The following is an 18,739-nucleotide window of genomic DNA, read 5'->3' as shown; positions in this document are numbered from 1 at the left end:
GACTCGAATGATAAAGCCGGCAGATGGAGTCCGATGAAGTCCGCGGTCTGTGCCCCACCGGAGGGTGAATGGACCATCCACGCGCTCAGACGTATGCAATGGTCCATTGATCCACGACGTGCCGAAACGTGAATGGACCCTTGCACGGTCGAGACGTGTGCAAGGGTCCATTGACGCGGAGCGGGGGGCGGGCGGGCGATCAGTCCTCGAAGACTCGCAGTTCTCCGTCTTTGTACCAACCCGATCGGGTGACGTCGGCGGTGTCGAGTTCAGCGGGCACGGCGCTCGGGTAGTACTGCTCGTAGCGCTCCAACGATCCCCAGTCCCTGGCCCAGTCGTTCTCGAGGTAGGTGGGGACGGTGACGGGCTTGGCGAGCAGTTCGGACCAGCCCAGGGGGCCGCCGTTCTCGCCGGATTGCCAGGTGTCGGTAGAGCTGACGGCGAGTGGGCGGTCGGGCAGGATGCGGTATCCGGGTACCTCGGCCACGCCGTATCGGTGGTCGAAGGGGCGCTGGCACGGGAACTGCAGTCCGACGGCCCAGTCGAGCAGCACGGGTTGCTCGCTGCCGATCATGGTGTTGAGGTTTTCCATCACGGGCACTCGCGGTGGGGTGAACGCGAGCCATTGGTCGCCGGTGAGGTTGGGGTCGTTGGCGACGATGCGGACGGCGTCGGCGTCGGGTGCGATGTCTGCCAGCGGGATTCGGAGGTTGCGCCACGAGGGTGCGGGTCCGATGTCACGCGGCAGGTAGGTGCCCTGGGCCTGGACGCTACCGTCGGGCTGGCGCTTGCCGTATTCGAGCAGCAACGACTGTCCGTAGGTGAGGGCTCCGGTGTCGTCGTAGGACCAGATACGTCCGGCTGCGGAGAAGACGACCAGCGGTGCGTCGTCGCTGCGGGCGGGTAGTTGGTACCAGCTCGAGGTGGCCGACGCGGGCTCCTGGACGCCTTCCTGGTACGAGCCGAGGACGGGGGTGGTGGCCGGGTCGAGTCCGAAGGGGAGGGCGGCGGAGGAGCCGTTGACGCCCACTTCGCCGGTGCCTCCTGCGGTACCCGAACTCTGGCCTTCCTCGAAGGCGGGCCCGACGGACTGTTGGTCGGTATTGCCTTGTCCTGGTTTGACTTCCACGGCGTCGGCGCTGAGGTCGCTGGGGACGCCGTTGGCGGTGAAGTTGCGCAGTGTGCTGCTCGATCCGCCGAGGGGTCCTGCGACGGGGTCGAATTCCTCCGGCAGCGGGCTCAGTACACCTGCGTTGGGGTTCGATTCGACGAGGACGTCGTTGGCGAGTCCGCACGAATTGCCCAGAACCGATTGCACATTCGAGCGCGCCAGCGAGTAGGCGGGATACTGCGAGACGGCTCCCTTGACGAGCGAGAGCACCTCGAAGAGCACCATGATTCCGGCGATGACGGTCAGCGGTGCGGCGGCGAACTTACGGATGCGCTTGCCGCGCGCTGACGTCGGTTTCGGTTGTGGGGGAGCGTATCCCTCGCGTAGGTACTGGAATGCGGCGACGGCGAGGACCAGTCCGAAGAGGATGAGGAACAGGGTTCCCGATTCGTTGCCGCTCAGCGATACCGTCTTGTCGAACCACGGCACGCCGTAGCTCGAAACGTACCAGTAGCCGTTGATGCCCGAGAACGACAGTGCGAGAACGAACATCAGTCCGGCGGTGAACAGCGATCGGTTGCGTCGCGAGCGCAGGGCGCTGGCCGAGACGGCGACGGCGGTCAGTGCGGCGAGTCCACCGGCGATTCCGGCGTAGGAACCGAAGTGGTGAGTCCACTTGGTGGGGTTGAACATCATGAAGAAGATGGTGCCGAGCACGACGCCGAGGAGTCGCCAGGCCGGCCCGTTCGCGATGCCGGGGATGCGTCGGCGACGCAGCAGCACGAACAATGTGGTGAACAGGCACAGAATCATCGTCAGGAACGCGAAGCGGCGTGCGACGGAGCCGTCGACGGTCTGGACGAAGAGGTAGTAGTAGCGCAGGAAGTCCTGGTACCAGGCCTCGTTGGGGCCGATGATGGTGCGGACTCGGGTGGACTCGATGACCGTCGCGTACGTCTGGTCGGCGAACACGACGACGAGAACCAGTACGCCTGCTGCGGCCAACGGTGCCAGCATCGCGAGGGTGCCGACCTGGCGGTGGCGTCGGACGACGATGCGCGCGATGGGCCGGGCTCCGGCGAGAAGTGCTGCCACACACATCAATCCGGTCGGCGCTGCGGCGAGGGTGAAGGCTCCGATGAGACATGCGGCGGCTGCGGGGAGCAGTCGTCCGGTGGCGATGGATCGTTCCACCGAGCACCAGGTGAGGAGCGCGCCGAGGGCGACGATCGGCTCGGGACGCAGTCCGTTGTTGTACGGCAGCCAGAACGCGAGGAACACCAGTCCGCCGGTCCACAGAGCGACGTTGGATTTGCGCACTGCGCGGCCGAGGCGTGGCACCACCTCACGGCTGATCACCATCCAGCACAGGACGCCTGCGATGAGGGCGGGTAGTCGCATCCACGGGCTGGCGGTCGAGATCTTGGCGAAGACGGCGAGTACGTCGTAGTACCAGCCGAACGGGGCCTCGGGTACGCCGAACCAGCGGAAGTAGTTGGCCATGTAGCCGGAGTGATCGGCGGCGCGGGCCATCGTGAGCAGGTAGCCGTCGTCCGAGGTGTTGGCACCGACGAAGTGCCACCCCACCAGAACGCCGAGGACGGTGACGTCGACGCCGGTGAACTTCCACCAGTGGGAGGGGAAGAAGCGGCGGTGCGCGCGGCCGTCGGTGCCGTCGAGCCGACCGAGTGCGCCGATGGCCAGCAAGGTGCAGGCGATCGCGAGGATCATGATCAGCGACTTGAGCAACGTCGGCGACGACGAGAACCGCGAGTCGACGTCGACGGTGACGGACATGTCGGCCGGGGCCGCGCCGCTGAGATCGCTGAAGATGCCGACGACCTGGGGTCGCAGATCGCCGTCGAGCCGGCCTTGCAGAGGCTGGCCGTCGTCATCGGTCAGTCCGGTGAAGGCCGCGGAGGTGTACTGGTCGTTCGAGGTGATCTCGATGGCCGCGCAGCGGGTGCTCTCGACGTCGGCGCGAGGTGCCGTCGCGACGACCACGTTGCGGTCGAGAACGTCGACGTTCGTTTCGCCGACGCGCACGAACAGACTGTTCAGTGCCGCGCCTTCGCCCTGCGGGGGCGCAGTCGCCAGCAACAGCCCGCCCGACGCGGGAAGTGCTGCGACGGCAGAGCACGGGAGGGTCGCAGTGAGGCTCAGGGGTGCCTGGGACACCAGCGGGGCGTCCACGTCCTGCAGGAGGCCGTTCTGCGGCCATTCGATGGTGGCCGTGGTCTGAGTGACGGGTGCGAACGGAGTGATCAGCGCGAACAGCACACCGAGCACGCCGGCCACCATGGCGATCAGCCGGGGAATTCGTACCTGAGCACGAAGTTCGTCCGAGGCTCGCAGTGGAGCGGGAACGGGTGGACCAGCTGATGAATCTGTCACGACGTCGGGCACGAGAGTCGATGTTATGCGAGCGTGACGAAGAGGTCACACAGGCACCGTCCCCGGAATAGTTCCAGAACCAGGGGATCAGTCTGTTTTCATCGGTCCGTCGCTGGCCAATCCGGACCGAGACCGCTGCTCGACGGCGATCTCGGCCGTCGCCGCGTCGGGATCGAGTGGCATGTATCTCTCGATCGATCCCCAGTCTCGGGCGTAGTCGTCGGCGAGGTACGACGGCAACGTCTGCGCACCGAGTAGCAGTTCGGTCCAGCCGAGCGGGCCGCCGCCGATCGAGTCCTGCCAGGCATTGGTGGACTCGGCACCGGTGCGGTCGGGCAGGATGCGGTACTCCGGCACCTCGGCGACGCCGTCACGGTGATCGAACGGGCGCTGGCACGGGAACGCGAGTCCGACGGCCCAGTCCAGCAACACCGGATCGGTCGATCCGACCAACGAGTTGAGAGTCTGCGTCTTCGGGACGCGCGGTGGGGTGACAGCGAGCCATTGATCGCCGGCCAGGTCGTTGTCCTCGGCGACGATGCGCACGACGTCCGCGTCGGCAGGCAGCTCGTTCATCGGCACGCGCAGGTTGCGCCACGACGGCGACGGACCGATGTCGAGCGGGGTGATCCGCCCCAGCGCGAGCACGTCACCGCCGTCGCGGCGACCGTATTCGAGTTCGACGCGTTGGCCTTCGGTGACGATTCCGTCCTTGTCCACCGATCGGATACGGCCGGCGGCGGCGATGGTGATGAGGTCGCCCTCTCCAGGCAGCGAATACCAACCCGAGGTCAGGGACGCAGGCTCGGTGGCCCCGAAGCTGCCGAGTACCGGTGTGGTGCTCGGATCGAGTCCGAACGGCAGAGCGACCGTGCTGCCGTTGACTCCGACGTTCTCGTTGGTTCCACCGGAGGTGCCCGCGGAGTTCGACGACGTCGCCGCCGCGCTCTGTTCGGAGTCCTCGGGCCGAATGGAGTTGGCGCTGCCCTGCGCGGTGTCCTCGGAGTCGGCCGTCAGGTCTTGTGCGACGCCGTCGGGGGTGAATCCGGTGCTTCCACCCGCTCCGAGTGCGTCCACGCCGGGTTCGATCGGTTGCAGTACCGAGCCGTTGACGTCGGTCTCCACCTGTACGTCGCCGGCGAGTCCGCACGAGTTTCCGGCGAGGGCAGAGAAGTTCGAGCGGGCGATGGAGTACGCCGGGTATTGCGCCACAGCGCCTTTGGCGAAGGACAGCACCTCGAAGGCGACGACACCGCCGGCGACGATGGTCAGCGCGGACGGCGCGAATCTACGACGCGTGGTGGGTTCTTTTCTGCGATAGGGCAATCGGACGTGTTGGTAGGCGGCGTAGAGCAGCGTCAGAACGGTCAGTCCGAGCAGGATCGTCGAAAATCCCTTGCCGGCAACGGACGGCGGCTTGTCGAACCACGGAATCCCGTAGCTCGAGACGTACCACCAGCCGTTGGAGCTGGTGAACGCCACCGCCGTCAGGAACAGCACGGCGGCGGTGAACAGTGTTCTGTTGCGCGGAGATCGGACGGTCGCAGCGGTGACGGCAACGGCAGCCAGCGCGGCCAACGATGCCGCGAGACCGGCGTACACGCCGAAGTGGTGGGTCCACTTGGTGGGGGTGAACATCATCAAAGCCAGTGCGCCCAGGATGATTCCGAGGATCCGACGCGACGGCCCGGTGGCCGTACCGGGGATGCGTCCGTTCTTGCGGAGCATCACCGCGATGCACACGACGATGCACAGCAGCATCGCGAACATGCCGAATCGTCGGGCGAGCGAGCCGTCGGGCGAGATGGTCATCAGCGCGTCCCAGCGGACGCGTTCTTCGAACCACGGCACGTTCGGTCCGATGGCCGAGCGCACCCGGGTGGCTTCGAGCACGGTGCTCAGAGTCTGGTCGGCGAAGATCGCGATCAGCACCGCCAGTCCCGACGCGACCAGCGGCGCGAGAACGGCGAGCAGTCCCACCTGGCGAGCCCGCTTGACGACGATCATCACCAGCGGGCGCAGCCCGGCGAGCAGGGCGGCGACGGCGATCAGTCCGGTGGGTCCGGCGGCGAGGGAGAACGCGGCGATCAGGGTGCCGATGGCGGCGGGCAGTAGTCGTCCGGTGGCGATGGCGCGTTCGATCGAGCACCACGTGAGCAGTGCGCCGAGGGCGATGATCGGTTCGGGGCGCAGTCCGTTGTCGTAGGGCAGCCAGAAGGCGAGGAACACGAATCCGGCGGTCCACAGTGCGACACGGTTGGTGAGGACCGCGCGACCGAGGCGGGGGATCACCTCTCGGCTGATGACCAGCCAGCACAGCAACGCCGCGATGGTGGCGGGCAGGCGCATCCAGATGCTGGCGGTGCTGACCTTGGCGAGGGCGGCGAGCATGTCGTAGTACGGCATGCCGAACGGTGCCTCGGGGACGCCGAACCAGCGGAAGTAGTTGGCCATGTACCCGGCGTTCTCGGAGACCCGGGCCATGTTGAGCAGGTAGCCGTCGTCGGAGGTGTTCGCGCCGATGAAGTGCCACAGCACCAGCACGCCGACCACGACGGCGTCGACGCCGGTGACGGACTTCCAGCGCGAGGGGAGGAATCGGCGGTGGCGTCGACCGTCCATGCTGTCGAGGCGATGCAGCGCGAACAGGGAGGCGATCACGGCGAGTGCGCCGACGATCATGGCCAGCAACTTGAACGTGGTGGGGCTCGAGGAGTAGCGCGAGTCGATGTCGGCACGCACGTTCAGGCCGTCGACGGGTGCGGTGAGGTCGGTGTAGATGCCGACGACCTGCGGCCGGATGTCTCCGTCCACGGTGTTCGCGTTGCCGTCGAGGTCGACGACCGTGCGGGTGGCGTTCGAGGAGACCGTCAGTGCGCAGTCTTCGGACAGCTCGGACACGGGAGCCTCGGCGAGGACGCGATCACGCAGCAGCACCTGCAGTCGGCCGTCGTCGACCCGCACGATCAGTGCCTTCTGCTCGGTTTTCGCAGCTGCGGTCGGTGCGGTCGAGACAAGCGTGCCGCCGTCGGTGAGAGCAGTGGCTGCGCTGCACGGAACGGTTGCCTCGAGGTCGACGGGCGAGTAACTCACCAGCGGGGCGTTGACGCTGCCGAACGAGCTCTGTGGCCACGACAGCGTCGCGACGTCCTGCTGGACCGGAAGCAGGGGCGTGGCGATGGCCACGACGGCACCGATGATGCCGGTGACGATCGCTATCAGCCGGGCGGTCGCGATGTTCGGAGCGGTCTCGGGCACGCCGACGATGCTATGGGACGAGCGTCCGCACGTCCCACACCCACACGCCACCGGTGTACCGAGGCTCGACGCCGACGAGGTCGGTGACGGTGGTGCGCAGGGCGAGGGTGTTCTTGCCCGGCGGAAGGACGACGACGTCGGCCTCCCAGAACGCCATGTCCTCGGCAGCCTGGCTGCGCTGATCGTCGGTGATCTCGGGGACGGTGCCCGAGTCGTAGACCGAGCCGAGCAGCAATGCCGTCGGACGGTCGACGGCTCCGTACTTGGCGACCTTCTCTTCTTTGTCGCTCGGTCCCACGAAGTATCCGGCGGCCAGCTTGAAGCCCATGTCGGCGTCCATCTGCCAGCGCAGCGGGCGCGCGTCCTCGGGCCGTGGGAGGGGAACGGTGACGACGGAACCGTCGTCGACGTAGTTCTCCCACTCACCGTCGGCGAAGAATTCCGGGGTCGGGGACTTGTCGACGGTCACCAGCGGCGTGGGGATCAGCGGTACGAGAGCGAGGGCGAGGCCGGCGATCCAGAACGCAGGTAATGGGCGAAGTCCGTTACGGAACGTGCGATCGGTGGCCAGTACGAGCAGCAGTGCCAGGGCAGGTACCGCGCCCAACGCGAAGCGGGTCTCGAGCACGGATTCGACGAGGGGGTACTCGGCGAGCTTCGTCCACGGCAGCGTGATGCCGGTGTCGTCCTTGCCGATCACCAGCGTCGCACCGAGCGATAGCACGCTCATGACGATGGCGGTCGCGGCGGCGGCGCGGGCGCAGGCGACGCGCCACATCCACACCGCTGCCACGAGGCACAGCACCAGCAGCGGCCAGCCGAAGTACGCGTTCTCCTCGGTGGCGTTGATGCGGACGTTCTGCCCCGGCGTCGCCTCGCCGCCGAGGGATTGCGTCGGGAATTGGAACAGTGCTTTGGCGTCGTTGCCCATCGCGCCGTGTTCGAGGAACGAGTACGACTGCGGGCCGAAGAACTGCCACCACAGCGGAAATGCCACGAGCGTCAACGCGATACCGGCGGACACCGCGAGTCGGGGAACGGCGTTGCGGACGGCAGGCCACAATGACCGCGGCCGGGACACGTAGTAGACGACGGCGAAGATGGCGAACGACATCGCGAAGATCAGCAGCGGCTCTTCGCCGAGCAGGATCTGCAGCGCGACGATCAACCCGAGTCCGACGGTGTTCTTCTTGGTCCCGCCGCCACGTGCGATGCGGGTGACCAGCATGGCGATGACCGGAAGCAGGAACAGCACCACGAAGTTGGGGTGGCCGTTGGCGTGGGAAATCACGCCGGGCGCGAAGCCGCACAACGCGCCGCCCATTGCAGCGGCACCCTTGGACGCGTTGAGCTGGCGGGAGAACAGCCAGAACCACGCGAACGCGGTGCCGGCCAGGCCTGCGGTGAGGGCAATCGCCCAGGTCACGGTGGGTCCGAAGAGCAATGTGATCGGCGCAAGCGGAATGGAGATCCCGAACATTGCCGTGTTCGCCATCAGATTCACCCCGAGCGGGTAATTCTGCAGGTCACTCCACAGCGGGTTGTCCAGATGCGCGACAGAATGGGCGGCGACGGAGAAGAACCACTCCCACATCGTCTGGTCCTGGCCGCTGTTGTAGAGGTAGCCGCCGTTCGGATTGCGCCACTGACCCTGCAGGACGTACACGGCGGCGATCAGAAATCCGACGGCCGCCACGACGTCGCCACGCCCGACGCCGGAGTGTCGAGCCGGTGCCGTAAGCGGCTGCCGCTCGAGAACTCTCTGGTCGTGGGTGGTCATCGCGTCGAGGTTACAGAAAGATCACGATGGGCGAAAACTCGAACGACCTGGGTCACACCGGCCGGCGCGGTACGTCAGGCCGCTTTTCTCGTCACATCGAAACGATCGGTCAGCGGCGTGGCTCGACGGGGCGGGCGTGCATTGGACGATTCCGTACCCAGCTGTGTCGTCTGGGAGTCCGGCCGACGGGTGAGGTGGTGCTGAAAATGGGCCGGCAGATTTCGGTGCCGAGGGGCTCGATCTCGGCCGAGTGTTGACACTCCCCTTGGGGGAAGGATCACGGTGGGTTCATGACCACAGAATGGGATGGACTCCCGGACACCGTGAAGAAGTTCATGACCGCACTCGACGCCCGACAGGGCGCTCGAGCGCTCACCGTATTCACCGCGGATGCCGTCGTGACCGATGAGGGCCACGACCATTCGGGCCGTGACGAGATCGAGGCCTGGCTGGCCGCCTCGGTCAGTGAGAGCGAGTACACCTACACAACAGAGTTCACCGGAGCGACCACGACCGGCACGACCGTCGACGTCGAGCAGCACCTGGAAGGCGACTTCCCCGGGGGAGTCGCCGACCTGCACTACCGCTTCACGCTGGACGGCGCGCTGATCGACCGGTTGGTGATCGAGCCATGAGCAAGCGATGGTTCATCACCGGTGGCACACCCGGCGGCTTCGGCATGGCGTACGCCGAGGTGGCGCTGGAGGCGGGGGACCGCGTGGTACTCACGGCTCGGCGTCCGGGGGAACTGGCGTCGTGGGCCGATCAGTACGGTGATCGCGTTCTCGTCGTGCCCATGGATGTCACCGACGCGGCGCAGGTACTGCAGGCGGTACCAACAGCCGAGGAGCACTTCGGCGGTATCGACGTACTGGTCAACAACGCCGGCCGCGGCTGGTACGGATCGATCGAGGGAATGAACGAGACCTCGATACGGGCGATGTTCGAGCTGAATTTCTTTGCCGTACTGACCGTCACGCGCGCAGTGCTGCCGGGTATGCGCGCCCGCGGAAGCGGGTGGATCGTCAACGTGTCCTCGGTGGCCGGGCTGCTGGCGGCGGTCGGATTCGGTTACTACAGCGCCACGAAATACGCGATCGAGGCCGTCACCGACGCTCTGCGCCAAGAGGTTGCCGAGCACGGCATCTCCGTGTTGGCGGTCGAACCGGGGGCTTTCCGCACGAACGCTTACGCCGGGTTCGCCGACGAGACCGTCTCGGAGACGATTCCGGAATACCACGACACGCTGAAAGAGGTCCGTGCCGCTTTCATCGACATGAACGGGGTGCAACCGGGCGATCCGCATCGCGGTGCCCGTGCGGTGATCGCAGCGATGGCCCAGGACCCGCCGCCGCGTCGGCTGATCCTGGGCAACAGCGGATACGACGCCGTGATCGATGCGCTGGAACAGAACCTGGGCGACATTCGGTCGAACGAAACGCTGTCTCGTAGCGCGGATTTCCCCGCCTGACCCGCCGAAACAACAATTCGACACCGACCCATCGGTGCACCTATATCGCTACACGTCGACCGAGCTGACGAACGTGCCGGTCCTCAGCGCATCGACGTTCGAATGCACACTCCACCGTCTAGCCGTCAGATTTCACCAGGCCTTCGACTGTCTCAGCTGCTGGACTTGTTACCTGGACCAGCACGTTGCCCGTCGCTGGGTCGGTCAGCGCAGTGGTGCACACTCCGCGGGTAGGTGATGTCCAGATGGTCAACGCGGATTCGTTTGCGCCGTCCTCTGCCCTGAACTCGTCGGAGTAAATCGGGACTGTGTCAGCTGACGCAATCGCGGGAGCCTTTGCCACCGACAGCTCCTCGGTGTCGCGGGAACCGAACGTGGCGCGGACCGTAGCTGCGCCGTCGTCGCCGCAATCCACGGTGGCGACCATCACGGCGTCTGGCCCGCCCACAGTCGGCACTGCTGTGTCGTCGACTGTGCAACCAGCGACGGGCAGTGCGACAGTGATGAAGGCGGCAAGACCCCATCGCACGTCGCCGTTCTTCTCGATCCGGACGTCGTTGATCGCCTACTCCTTCGCCTAGTTCATGCCCTGAATGGGGTACATGTCTGGTTCTGGCATATTTCGTACCACATGGTGTGGTTCGATTGCGTTCAGCGATCCTCGGTCCTAGGCACCGAATTGGAGAACACCACCGTGAGCGATCAGAACAACCACCGCGGCGACCAGACAGTCGGTGCCCAAATGGGCGACGATAACGACCCAGCCTTGGAAGAGCCGGTCATTGATGGCGATGCCCCGCAATCCATCCGTGACTGGGTCCGAGATTCTCGGCCCGGCTCAAACACCGTCGATGACGGTTTCCTGGCAACCGACCCCGAAGACGAAGCTGTTCCGGGCGAGGGCTGGACTTCCTAGGCGGCGCGGAATTCGCTGCGCTGCAACAACCCACAACCAGGACGGCTGCGATCACTCGCCCATATCGTCGTACCTGCACGGCGGCATACTCCCCGGAGGAAGCTGAGGACGGGCCGGGACGCGGGCTTAGAATTCTCCGAGGCGGTCTTGTGTTCGGGCGGTGCGGTCTGTCGTGGGAGCGAGCAGGTAGGCGAACAGGTAGCTCGACGCTGTAATCGCTGCCAGCGCGATCCGCCAAGGCGGGAATTCGTCTGTATCGGTGAAGATTTCACCGGCAGCGACGAACAGCCAGCACAAGGCAAGAGCGGTCACCAGCGTGACTGCTGTTGCTGTGCACGCAGCGAATCGGTGTCGCCAGGTGCGGTGCGACCGTGCGGGCCACACGCGATTGGACCACCCCATGCTCGTCATCAAATGAGGAACATTGGCCCTCTGGATACCGACAGAAGTTGAAGTGCTGCAACAACATGCAGAACTTCTATGGTGACTCTGTATATCGGAGTCGGTCGTACTGCTCAGCGGGGTCTCGGATTCAGTGGAGGTGTGCCCACCACGTCTTGACCTGGATGCAGAGCGTCTTGTAGTTGCGCCACTGTCGCATCGGTCAAACTGCCCGCTCCCAGACCTATTGCGCATGCCCAGTCGAATTCGTCCGTGGACCACGCTCGGATCGGAGTCGGGTAGTGAGCGGTCCAATTGACGGGGAGCAGCCAGTCTTCGCAGGAGCGCGTGCGGCGCCACAGGCGGCCAATACCCTTCTCGAAATCGGCTTCGAAGCTGTCCGGGTGTTCGGGGTCTCGTCGCACCTCGGTCGGGGTGAAGTCGACCAGGACGGTTGCCTGCAGACGTTGTGGGCTGACGTTGTCGTGGAACCATTGCATGGTGCTCTTCGATCGTTCGATCGAGCGCGCCCGATCTTCGGCGAACACGTTTCGGGCCATTCTGACCGGGCCGGTCCACGAAAACGTCGAGTCCGGTACTTCGTTCGACACAACACACTGGACGTACTCCCCACTGCCCTCCTCGCACTGCTGCCTCAGCACGGCCCCGGTCTCGGTGTCGATCGTCAGCACCATCGGCAGGCCCCTGCTGCCGGTCTTCAATTCCACTGTCCAGCAGCGTCGTCCGATGAACTCGACCTTTTCGATGGGGCGTGTGGGTCGGGTAAGGCCCGGCCGCGCCCAGTGTTCGACTGGGCGGGACACGATGAGATCCCGGCCAGGGTCATGTATCCGTGTGTTGAGTTCGTTTGTTTCGATCGGATCGTCATGACCAGCCTGAAAGACCCAACACTTCTGGCCGTCGGCAATGAACAGCGGTTTCCCATCGAGGGACTCCATGCGCGTCTTTCGACCGAAACGGAACAGACGGACCTCGCCGAGTCCGAAACCCACGTACGACGGAACGATGCCGTAGTGCGCGTCGTAGACGACTCGCGGACCGATGTCGGCGTGAATTGCGTGGGCGATGCCCGTGACCGGCCGCTGCGGACCATCGACGATCTTCAGCAACACCTCGACCCAATGCGTCATACGTACAACACTCCGCCAATGGCGTGCGACCGATCAGGGTAGGCGCGAGTGTCTGCCTGCTCCATCAATTCTGTCGGGGCATAACGAGTTATGTCGTCGAGGCGCTGTCCCTGTTCGTCGTACAGATTGAGTCGAGCCACCAAAGTAAGCCGCTCGTAGTCATCGTGCGTGAAACTGATGTGCAATCGACCGCGCGGCCAGTCCCCGATGAACTCGGCTCGCACGTCGTGCATTCGGTTCGAGAACTGCCGACCGTCGAGTCGACGAATGCAGTAGCGAACATACGACGCATGATCCGGCGGCTCCGGGGCGACGGGCCTGCAGTACCCCGTGATGTCCAGATCGTCTATCGCTGTTTCGAGTTCGCGCTCTGCTGTGTCTATCGACAGTCGAATAAGCTGGCGGCCCGGACTGCCTCTGTCTGCAGATCTGACCAGAAGCCATAGCCGGTCACCGTGTGCGGTGCCCTCGTAGACTTGGATCCCGGTCAGTACGATCTCACGGACGGGCGTCGACGAGCCGTCACGGAATGCCTTCAGGAGAAGAACGCCGCTGCGCCTGTCTGGCGTGCCCCAGTGCCATCGGATGCTGGCGCCCAGTGCGCGCTTGCGGCGGTGCTGCTCGTTGTAAGTAGTGTCCGCGTACTCGCTGGTGTGCCAGACGCCGTCAGCTTTCGACCGTGGGTAGTCGTCGAGTCCGATACGGGTTGTCTTTGCGTTCAGTGGTAGGTGAATCCACGACTTGGATTGTCGAAGAACGTATCCTGCCGGAGTTGGGGTGTCCCGATAGGTGCGCGACCATGGGGCGTGCTCGACGCCGAGGTGGACCGATTCTTCGTCGAAATCGGCTGCCAAGACAACCCCGTCGATGGCTATCGGAGACATGCCTCCGCCCGGGTGGGCGAGGAGTAAAGGAGGTCCAGGTCGAGGGCGTAGGAGCGGAGGCGCGTCCGCGGTACGTGCGACGTCGTCACGAATCCGGGTGGGTCGAAAACACCATGCTCCCGACGGTCCTGCCGTCAGCAGCTGTGTGCCTTCGAGATACTCGGCGTGATGTACCCCTTCCGCAGTGACGCAGGCCAGAACCTCCGTCCCGCGGTATTGAAGCCAAACACGGTCCTCATAAGAGGCAACGGTCAGTGCGGGTGACGGTGAGGGTATCTCGGGCCAGGAGACAATTCGGTCGATCTGCCCGTATCTCGGTTCGAGAAGTACTGCAACAGGCTGGGTTTCATCGATCGCCCACAGTCGGCCGCCAGCGAAACGAATGTACCGGGGGCGCAAGAGTCTGCGCTCGGACGACGGGGCGCTCATGCGCCTTTCTGCAGTGTCATGACCGTGACACTACCTCACCACGTTCGACACGTAGTCGATTCATGAGCGGGGAAGCGTGATGGTGGATGCCCCGCAGGCGCGGTGCGCGGCGATCGTCGCCGACGCTGTCGAGGGGGTCGTTCGTCATCGGAATCTGGCCGGATGCCAGCTGGCGCAACAGTTCTTGCACCTCGGCGGACTGCTTCCAAGCATGCGGGTAGGTGCCACCCAATTCGCTAAGCGGTACGCACCACCAGTGCGAAGGGTCCGATGTCGGTGACGGTGAAGCGTGGATCCTCGAACAGTGCCTCGGGGAAAGTGACGGTGTAGCGGCGCACGTTCGGGTCGTTCGGGTAGACGTCCTCGGCCAGGCGCAGGGTGTAGCCGTCTGCACCGCGGCGGAACAGGAACGCATCCGGCGCGCGCCACTGGCTGTTGTCGAGCGCGTCCACCAACTGATCGGGAGTCTCGAGCTCGGTCCACTGCTCGATGGCGTCGGCTCGCTGATCGAACTGCGCCAGTGGGTTGGCGTAGTGCGAGGTCAGTCCTTGGAAGCCGAAGTACGGGTAGTAGCTGAGGAACGATGTATCCGCCGTCAGCACGACGGTCTCGTCGCGCGGACGCTGGGTCTGCTCGGCGAGTGCCTCGTCGACCTCGCGGTAGTACGACACCGCGCTCGGCGGACGCATGTCGGCGCGGTTGCCGTCGCCGTCGGTATCGGAGTACGCGACGGTGATCTCGGTCTGCAGTACCTGGGGGATGTTCTGCGCGTAGGTCATGGCACCGATGGCCGCTACGACGACAGCGGCGATACGGAACTTCGGTGGCTCGTTGATGGCCTGGTAGATCGCGTGACTGCCTTCGAGAAATCCGAAAACTCCTGCACTGCCGAGCAATACGATCAGCACCGCTTCGAGGCGGAACGAGAGCAGGGTGGTGCCCGCCGCCGTGGCGGCCATGGACAGCAGCGTCCACATGTAGATGGACACGACGCCGACGCCCAGTGCCTGCGCCCGGCGCGAGGACGAGAACCGCACCGCCACCCACACCGTGCCGATGAGGCACAGCACGCCCATCAAGGAGAACTCGAACATCGGGAAGGGAAGCGTCGCACCGGCTTCCGGCAGATAATGCAACGCTGTGCCCGACGTGGACGGCGCGCCGCGCAAGAACTCGATCAGGTACGGCAGCCACACGGTCGCGGCGATGAGGCCCGAGATCGCGGCGATCGCGGCGACCTTGATCGCGATGGGAACCAGTACGTTCCAGGACTTACGCTCGCGATAGGCGAGGACGGCGGCGAACAACGCCATCAGTACGACGGTGAAGGCCGCCAGACCGAGATACAGGGTGTAGAACGTCGCGGCCAAGCCGAGGAAGAGTCCGGTGCCGACCACCGCTCCCCACCCGCCCGATGCGGAGCGGTGCAGCGCACCCCAGGCGAGGACCAGTGCGGGAGCGAAGAGCATCACGATCACGGCGCTGTATGCCTCGGGGGAGGCGTGGGCGACGACGAGTGCGGTGGTGACGGCGCTGACGGCGACGGCCCAGTCGGCTCGGATCAACGCCTTCCACAGTACGAACGACACGACGGCGGTCACGGCGAGCAGCCCGATTGCGTAGGGCTTGAACACTTCCCAGCCGTCCATGCCCAGGAGGTTGCCGACGCGTCCGCCGAGCCAGAACCAGCCTGCGGGGTAGAACGGCGGAATGTCGGCGTACGTCATGTCGCGCAACGACGCCGAATCGGTCAGTCGCGTCAGGTATTCCGTGCGGAACTCCTGGTCGACGGAGATGCCGAACAGGTAGAGCTTGGTTGCGGCCAACGGCATCCCGAGAGTGACGGTGACGAATCCGCTCAGCCCGATCCATGCCGCGAGCCGGGCGATCCACGGCCACTTCCGAATCCGGTACAGGTAGATCGACGCCGCGAACAGTGCTGCCGCAACCACCTGACCGAGCGTCGTGATGGCGCGGGTGACGTTGGACGAGTTGAACGCAGGCCACTGAACCAGTGAGAAGGCGTACAACCCGACCGTCGCCACGACGACTGCAACGAGCACACCGAGAACGATTTCCCCGACGGCAGAGGCGGTCCTGCGAGCCGGTGCAACCTGCTGTGTCATGAGCCCCGTTGTCACGAATGCAGAAGTGTCATCGAGATCAGATCGGCAGCTTGCGGAAGATGGGCCGCGGTACGTGCCGCAGGACCATCATCACCAGACGCCAGGGAGCGGGAGTCCAGATGAGCGGAGTGCCCTTGCGTGACGCGTTCACCGCGAGCTTCGCGATGACCTCCTTGTCGACCGTCATCGGGGCTTCCTTGACGTGCGCGCTGAACTTGGTGCGCACCATGCCCGGGCGAACGACGGTGACCCGAGGTCCGAACTCGCGCAGCGCTTCTCCGAGTCCGAGGTAGAACCCGTCGAGTCCGGCCTTGGTGGAGCCGTAGACGAAGTTGGAACGACGTACCCGCTCGCCCGCCACCGAGGACATGACGATGATGCGGCCGTAGGCCTGCGCCTTCATCTTCTCGCCCAGCAGCACGCCGACCGACACGGACGCGGTGTAGTTGATGTTGGCGGCGAGGACGGCCTTGCGCTGGTCCTGCCAGAGCTGCTCGGCATCGAAGTCGACGGCGAAGGCGACGATGGCGACGTCGACGTCACCCTTGGCCCAGGCCGCGTCGATGACCTTCGGGTGCGACGCGGTGTCGAGTGCGTCGAAGTCGATGACGTCGACGGACTTCGCGCCCTTGGCGTTCAGCTGGGCGACGGCGCTCTCGCGCAGCGGGTCGTTCGGCAGCGCGGCGAGGATGACACGTGCCGGGGACTTCGACAGGTACTCCTCGGTGATCGCGAGACCGATCTCGCTGGTGCCACCCAGAACGAGAATCGTCTGGGGGTTACCTACGGCGTCTATCGTCACAGCAGTTCCAGCCTTCTAGCCATATCGGAGGCGAAAACGCCTGTGGGGTCAACGGATCGACGGACCTTGATCCACTCGTCGATCCGCGGGTACATCGAGTGGAAGGTCTCGGCATCGGTGCGCGAGTCCTTCGCGGTGTAGAGACGGCCACCGAATTCGAGCACGCGCTTGTCGAGTTCACGGACGAACTCGTTCAGGCCCGGCTTGATCGGGAAGTCGACGCAGATGTTCCAACCCGGAATCGGAAAGCTCAGTGGCGCTTTGTTTCCGGGTCCGAACAGCTTGAACACGTTGAGGAACGAGTAGTGCCCGGACTTCTGGATGTCGACGATGATCTTCTTGAACTCGTCGACGGCCTCCGGCGGCACAACGAACTGGTACTGCAGGAATCCCTTGGAGCCGTAGGCACGGTTCCACTCACCGAACATGTCCAGCGGGTGATAGAACGCCGTCAGGCTCTGGACCTTGTTCCGGTAGTTGCCGGCCTTGCGATACCAGACCTCGCCGACGGCGGAGAATGTGTACTTGTTCGCGAGACCGTTCGGGAAGACGTCCGGGAACGTCACCAACGGCTTGGCGTTGAACCGCAGCGGGTCCTTCTGGAGTTTGGCCGGCAACTGGTCCAACGTCGCGAGCGATCCGCGGGAGAGGGCCGCGCGGCCGAGCTTGGGCGGCGGAGCAACCGCGTCGAACCACGCGCTCGAGTAGTCGTAGTTGTTCTCGCTGCCATCGCTGTGCAGGGCGATGGTCTCGTCGAGGGTGGTGGTGACGTCGCCGTCGGCGATGAAATAGGCCGTCTCCGTCGGCGTCATCTCGATCGTCGCGCGCAGGATGATGCCGGTCAGGCCGTTGCCGCCGACCGTCGCCCAGAAGAGTTTGGCGTTCTTTCCCGACGGCGTCAGGTGGCGGACCTGGCCGTCCGCGGTGAGCAGTTCCATCGAGCGGACGTGGTTGCCGAAGCTACCTGCGCTGTGATGGTTCTTACCGTGGATGTCCGTTCCGATGGCACCGCCGATGGTGACCTGGCGCGTGCCCGGCAACACCGGTACCCACAGGCCGAACGGCAGCGCGGCACGCATCAGCTGGTCGAGGTTGACGCCACCGTCGACGTCGACGATCCGCGTCGATGCGTCGATGCTGTGAATGCCGTTCAAGGCGTTCATGTCGATGACGAGGCCGCCGGAGTTCTGCGCGTTGTCACCGTAGGAGCGGCCGAGGCCGCGGGCGATGACGCCGCGTCGGAGGTGGGCCGGCTTGGAGTCGTTCTGCTCGGCGACCTGCTTGACCGCGTTCGCGATGAGCTCGGGGTCGGAGGTCGAGAGCACCTCTCCAGTGGAGGGCGCAGTGCGGCCCCAACCGGTGAGTGTGCGGGTCTGCGTGGGTAGCGGCGCAGTGTTCCCGGCCTGTGGTTCCAGGGGGAAGAGTGCGTCGTCGGCTGTCGTGGACATCGCTCAAGAGGGTACCCGCACCGCAGCAGCGGCTAGTGTCAGTCCTCGTGTCCACCCCCGACCGCTCCGCAGAAGAAGGCTCCACGGGCGACGACTGGTCGCCCGAGGACGACGAGTTGCAGCATCACGTCCCGCTCCCCGTCGAGCTGCCGCTGACCGAGAACATCGCCGACGCGGCCCTCGATCTCAAGACGCAGGTGCTGCGCTTCTTGGCGACGGGTGTGCTGTCGGCCATCGTCGACCAGGGCGTCAACCTGATCCTGCATTTCGTGTTCGGCGTGGGGGTGACCCTGGCCAAGGCCATCGGCTTCGTCCTCGGAACCACGACGGCCTACCTGATCAATCGTCGATGGACGTTCAACGCGGCCCCGTCACGGGCGCGGTTCTTTGCCGTCGTCGCGCTGTACGGAGTTACCTTCGCCGTCCAGGTGGGCATCTACACCTGGCTCTACCAGGCCCTTCCCGACGGCTTCTGGTACGCGAACGTGGCCTTCGTCATCGCGCAGGGCACGGCGACGGTCATCAACTTCCTCGTGCAGCGATTCGTGATCTTCAAGATCCGCTGAGCCTCCGAGTCGCCGCCGGGCG

General features: G+C 65.1%; 14 protein-coding genes. 4 read left to right on the top strand and 10 right to left on the bottom strand.

The annotated features are described in order from the left end of the window. Nucleotides 1–199: 199 nt before the first annotated feature. The 3 genes from CH302_RS23530 to CH302_RS23520 all read right to left on the bottom strand — a co-directional run bounded on the left by CH302_RS23530 (nucleotide 200) and on the right by CH302_RS23520 (nucleotide 8,543). Nucleotides 200–3,517, bottom strand: coding sequence for an arabinosyltransferase domain-containing protein (locus CH302_RS23530; protein ID WP_037187206.1), 3,318 nt, complete (start codon nucleotides 3,515–3,517; stop codon nucleotides 200–202). Between the two features lie 75 nt (nucleotides 3,518–3,592). Further along, on the bottom strand, nucleotides 3,593–6,763 hold the full coding sequence (locus CH302_RS23525) for an arabinosyltransferase domain-containing protein (protein ID WP_230596139.1): 3,171 nt from the start codon (nucleotides 6,761–6,763) through the stop codon (nucleotides 3,593–3,595). A gap of 10 nt (nucleotides 6,764–6,773) precedes the next feature. Continuing rightward, entirely contained in the window at nucleotides 6,774–8,543 is a 1,770-nt protein-coding gene (locus tag CH302_RS23520; protein WP_037187208.1) for a glycosyl transferase, read from the bottom strand. A 290-nt stretch (nucleotides 8,544–8,833) separates the two neighbouring features. Between CH302_RS23520 and CH302_RS23515 the strand changes: the two genes are divergently transcribed. Next, nucleotides 8,834–9,178, top strand: coding sequence for a nuclear transport factor 2 family protein (locus tag CH302_RS23515; RefSeq protein WP_037187209.1), 345 nt, complete (start codon nucleotides 8,834–8,836; stop codon nucleotides 9,176–9,178). Next, nucleotides 9,175–10,014, top strand: a complete 840-nt coding sequence (locus CH302_RS23510; RefSeq protein WP_037187210.1) for an SDR family NAD(P)-dependent oxidoreductase — start codon at nucleotides 9,175–9,177, stop codon at nucleotides 10,012–10,014. The genes CH302_RS23515 and CH302_RS23510 overlap by 4 nt, the downstream gene beginning before the upstream one ends. A 118-nt stretch (nucleotides 10,015–10,132) precedes the next feature. Here CH302_RS23510 and CH302_RS23505 read toward each other — a convergent pair whose 3' ends face one another. Beyond that, the gene (locus tag CH302_RS23505) at nucleotides 10,133–10,543 is read right to left on the bottom strand and encodes a hypothetical protein (RefSeq protein ID WP_037187211.1); all 411 of its coding nucleotides are present in this window, start codon (nucleotides 10,541–10,543) and stop codon (nucleotides 10,133–10,135) included. Between the two features lie 165 nt (nucleotides 10,544–10,708). Between CH302_RS23505 and CH302_RS23500 the strand changes: the two genes are divergently transcribed. After that, complete coding sequence (locus CH302_RS23500; RefSeq protein ID WP_141216718.1) at nucleotides 10,709–10,930, top strand: hypothetical protein; 222 nt, start codon at nucleotides 10,709–10,711, stop codon at nucleotides 10,928–10,930. Nucleotides 10,931–11,056: 126 nt separating this feature from the next. Here the strand turns inward: CH302_RS23500 and CH302_RS23495 are convergent, their stop codons facing one another. From CH302_RS23495 to CH302_RS23465, 6 genes are all read right to left on the bottom strand, one after another. After that, nucleotides 11,057–11,242 carry a hypothetical protein gene (locus CH302_RS23495; protein WP_141216717.1) on the bottom strand — a complete coding sequence of 62 codons (186 nt, stop codon included), beginning with the start codon at nucleotides 11,240–11,242 and terminating at the stop codon, nucleotides 11,057–11,059. 203 nt (nucleotides 11,243–11,445) lie between these two features. Continuing rightward, nucleotides 11,446–12,462 carry a hypothetical protein gene (locus CH302_RS23490; RefSeq protein WP_037187215.1) on the bottom strand — a complete coding sequence of 339 codons (1,017 nt, stop codon included), beginning with the start codon at nucleotides 12,460–12,462 and terminating at the stop codon, nucleotides 11,446–11,448. After that, entirely contained in the window at nucleotides 12,459–13,346 is an 888-nt protein-coding gene (locus CH302_RS23485; RefSeq protein ID WP_141216716.1) for a hypothetical protein, read from the bottom strand. Before CH302_RS23485 ends, CH302_RS23490 begins: the two co-directional genes overlap by 4 nt. Nucleotides 13,347–14,011: 665 nt before the next feature. Then, complete coding sequence (locus CH302_RS23475; protein ID WP_052047299.1) at nucleotides 14,012–15,901, bottom strand: galactan 5-O-arabinofuranosyltransferase; 1,890 nt, start codon at nucleotides 15,899–15,901, stop codon at nucleotides 14,012–14,014. A 37-nt stretch (nucleotides 15,902–15,938) separates the two neighbouring features. Next, nucleotides 15,939–16,703: a decaprenylphospho-beta-D-erythro-pentofuranosid-2-ulose 2-reductase gene (locus CH302_RS23470; protein WP_037187221.1), complete on the bottom strand. Its 765-nt coding sequence runs from the start codon at nucleotides 16,701–16,703 to the stop codon at nucleotides 15,939–15,941. Continuing rightward, complete coding sequence (locus CH302_RS23465; protein WP_037187223.1) at nucleotides 16,700–18,151, bottom strand: FAD-binding oxidoreductase; 1,452 nt, start codon at nucleotides 18,149–18,151, stop codon at nucleotides 16,700–16,702. Before CH302_RS23465 ends, CH302_RS23470 begins: the two co-directional genes overlap by 4 nt. Before the next feature lie 47 nt (nucleotides 18,152–18,198). Between CH302_RS23465 and CH302_RS23460 the strand changes: the two genes are divergently transcribed. Further along, nucleotides 18,199–18,717, top strand: coding sequence for a GtrA family protein (locus CH302_RS23460; RefSeq protein WP_082323528.1), 519 nt, complete (start codon nucleotides 18,199–18,201; stop codon nucleotides 18,715–18,717). The last annotated feature ends 22 nt before the right edge of the window (nucleotides 18,718–18,739 follow it).

Source organism: Rhodococcus sp. 15-2388-1-1a, from assembly GCF_002259145.1.
Lineage (GTDB): Bacteria > Actinomycetota > Actinomycetes > Mycobacteriales > Mycobacteriaceae > Rhodococcoides.
This window is presented reverse-complemented; position numbering and strand designations above follow the sequence as displayed.

Coding starts and splice junctions, on each gene's coding strand:
- CH302_RS23490 (WP_037187215.1), bottom strand. CDS start 12,462: ATGACGCATTGGGTCGAGGTGTTGCTGAAGATCGTCGATGGTCCGCAG.
- CH302_RS23485 (WP_141216716.1), bottom strand. CDS start 13,346: ATGTCTCCGATAGCCATCGACGGGGTTGTCTTGGCAGCCGATTTCGAC.
- CH302_RS23475 (WP_052047299.1), bottom strand. CDS start 15,901: ATGACACAGCAGGTTGCACCGGCTCGCAGGACCGCCTCTGCCGTCGGG.
- CH302_RS23515 (WP_037187209.1), top strand. CDS start 8,834: ATGACCACAGAATGGGATGGACTCCCGGACACCGTGAAGAAGTTCATG.
- CH302_RS23465 (WP_037187223.1), bottom strand. CDS start 18,151: ATGTCCACGACAGCCGACGACGCACTCTTCCCCCTGGAACCACAGGCC.
- CH302_RS23510 (WP_037187210.1), top strand. CDS start 9,175: ATGAGCAAGCGATGGTTCATCACCGGTGGCACACCCGGCGGCTTCGGC.
- CH302_RS23520 (WP_037187208.1), bottom strand. CDS start 8,543: ATGACCACCCACGACCAGAGAGTTCTCGAGCGGCAGCCGCTTACGGCA.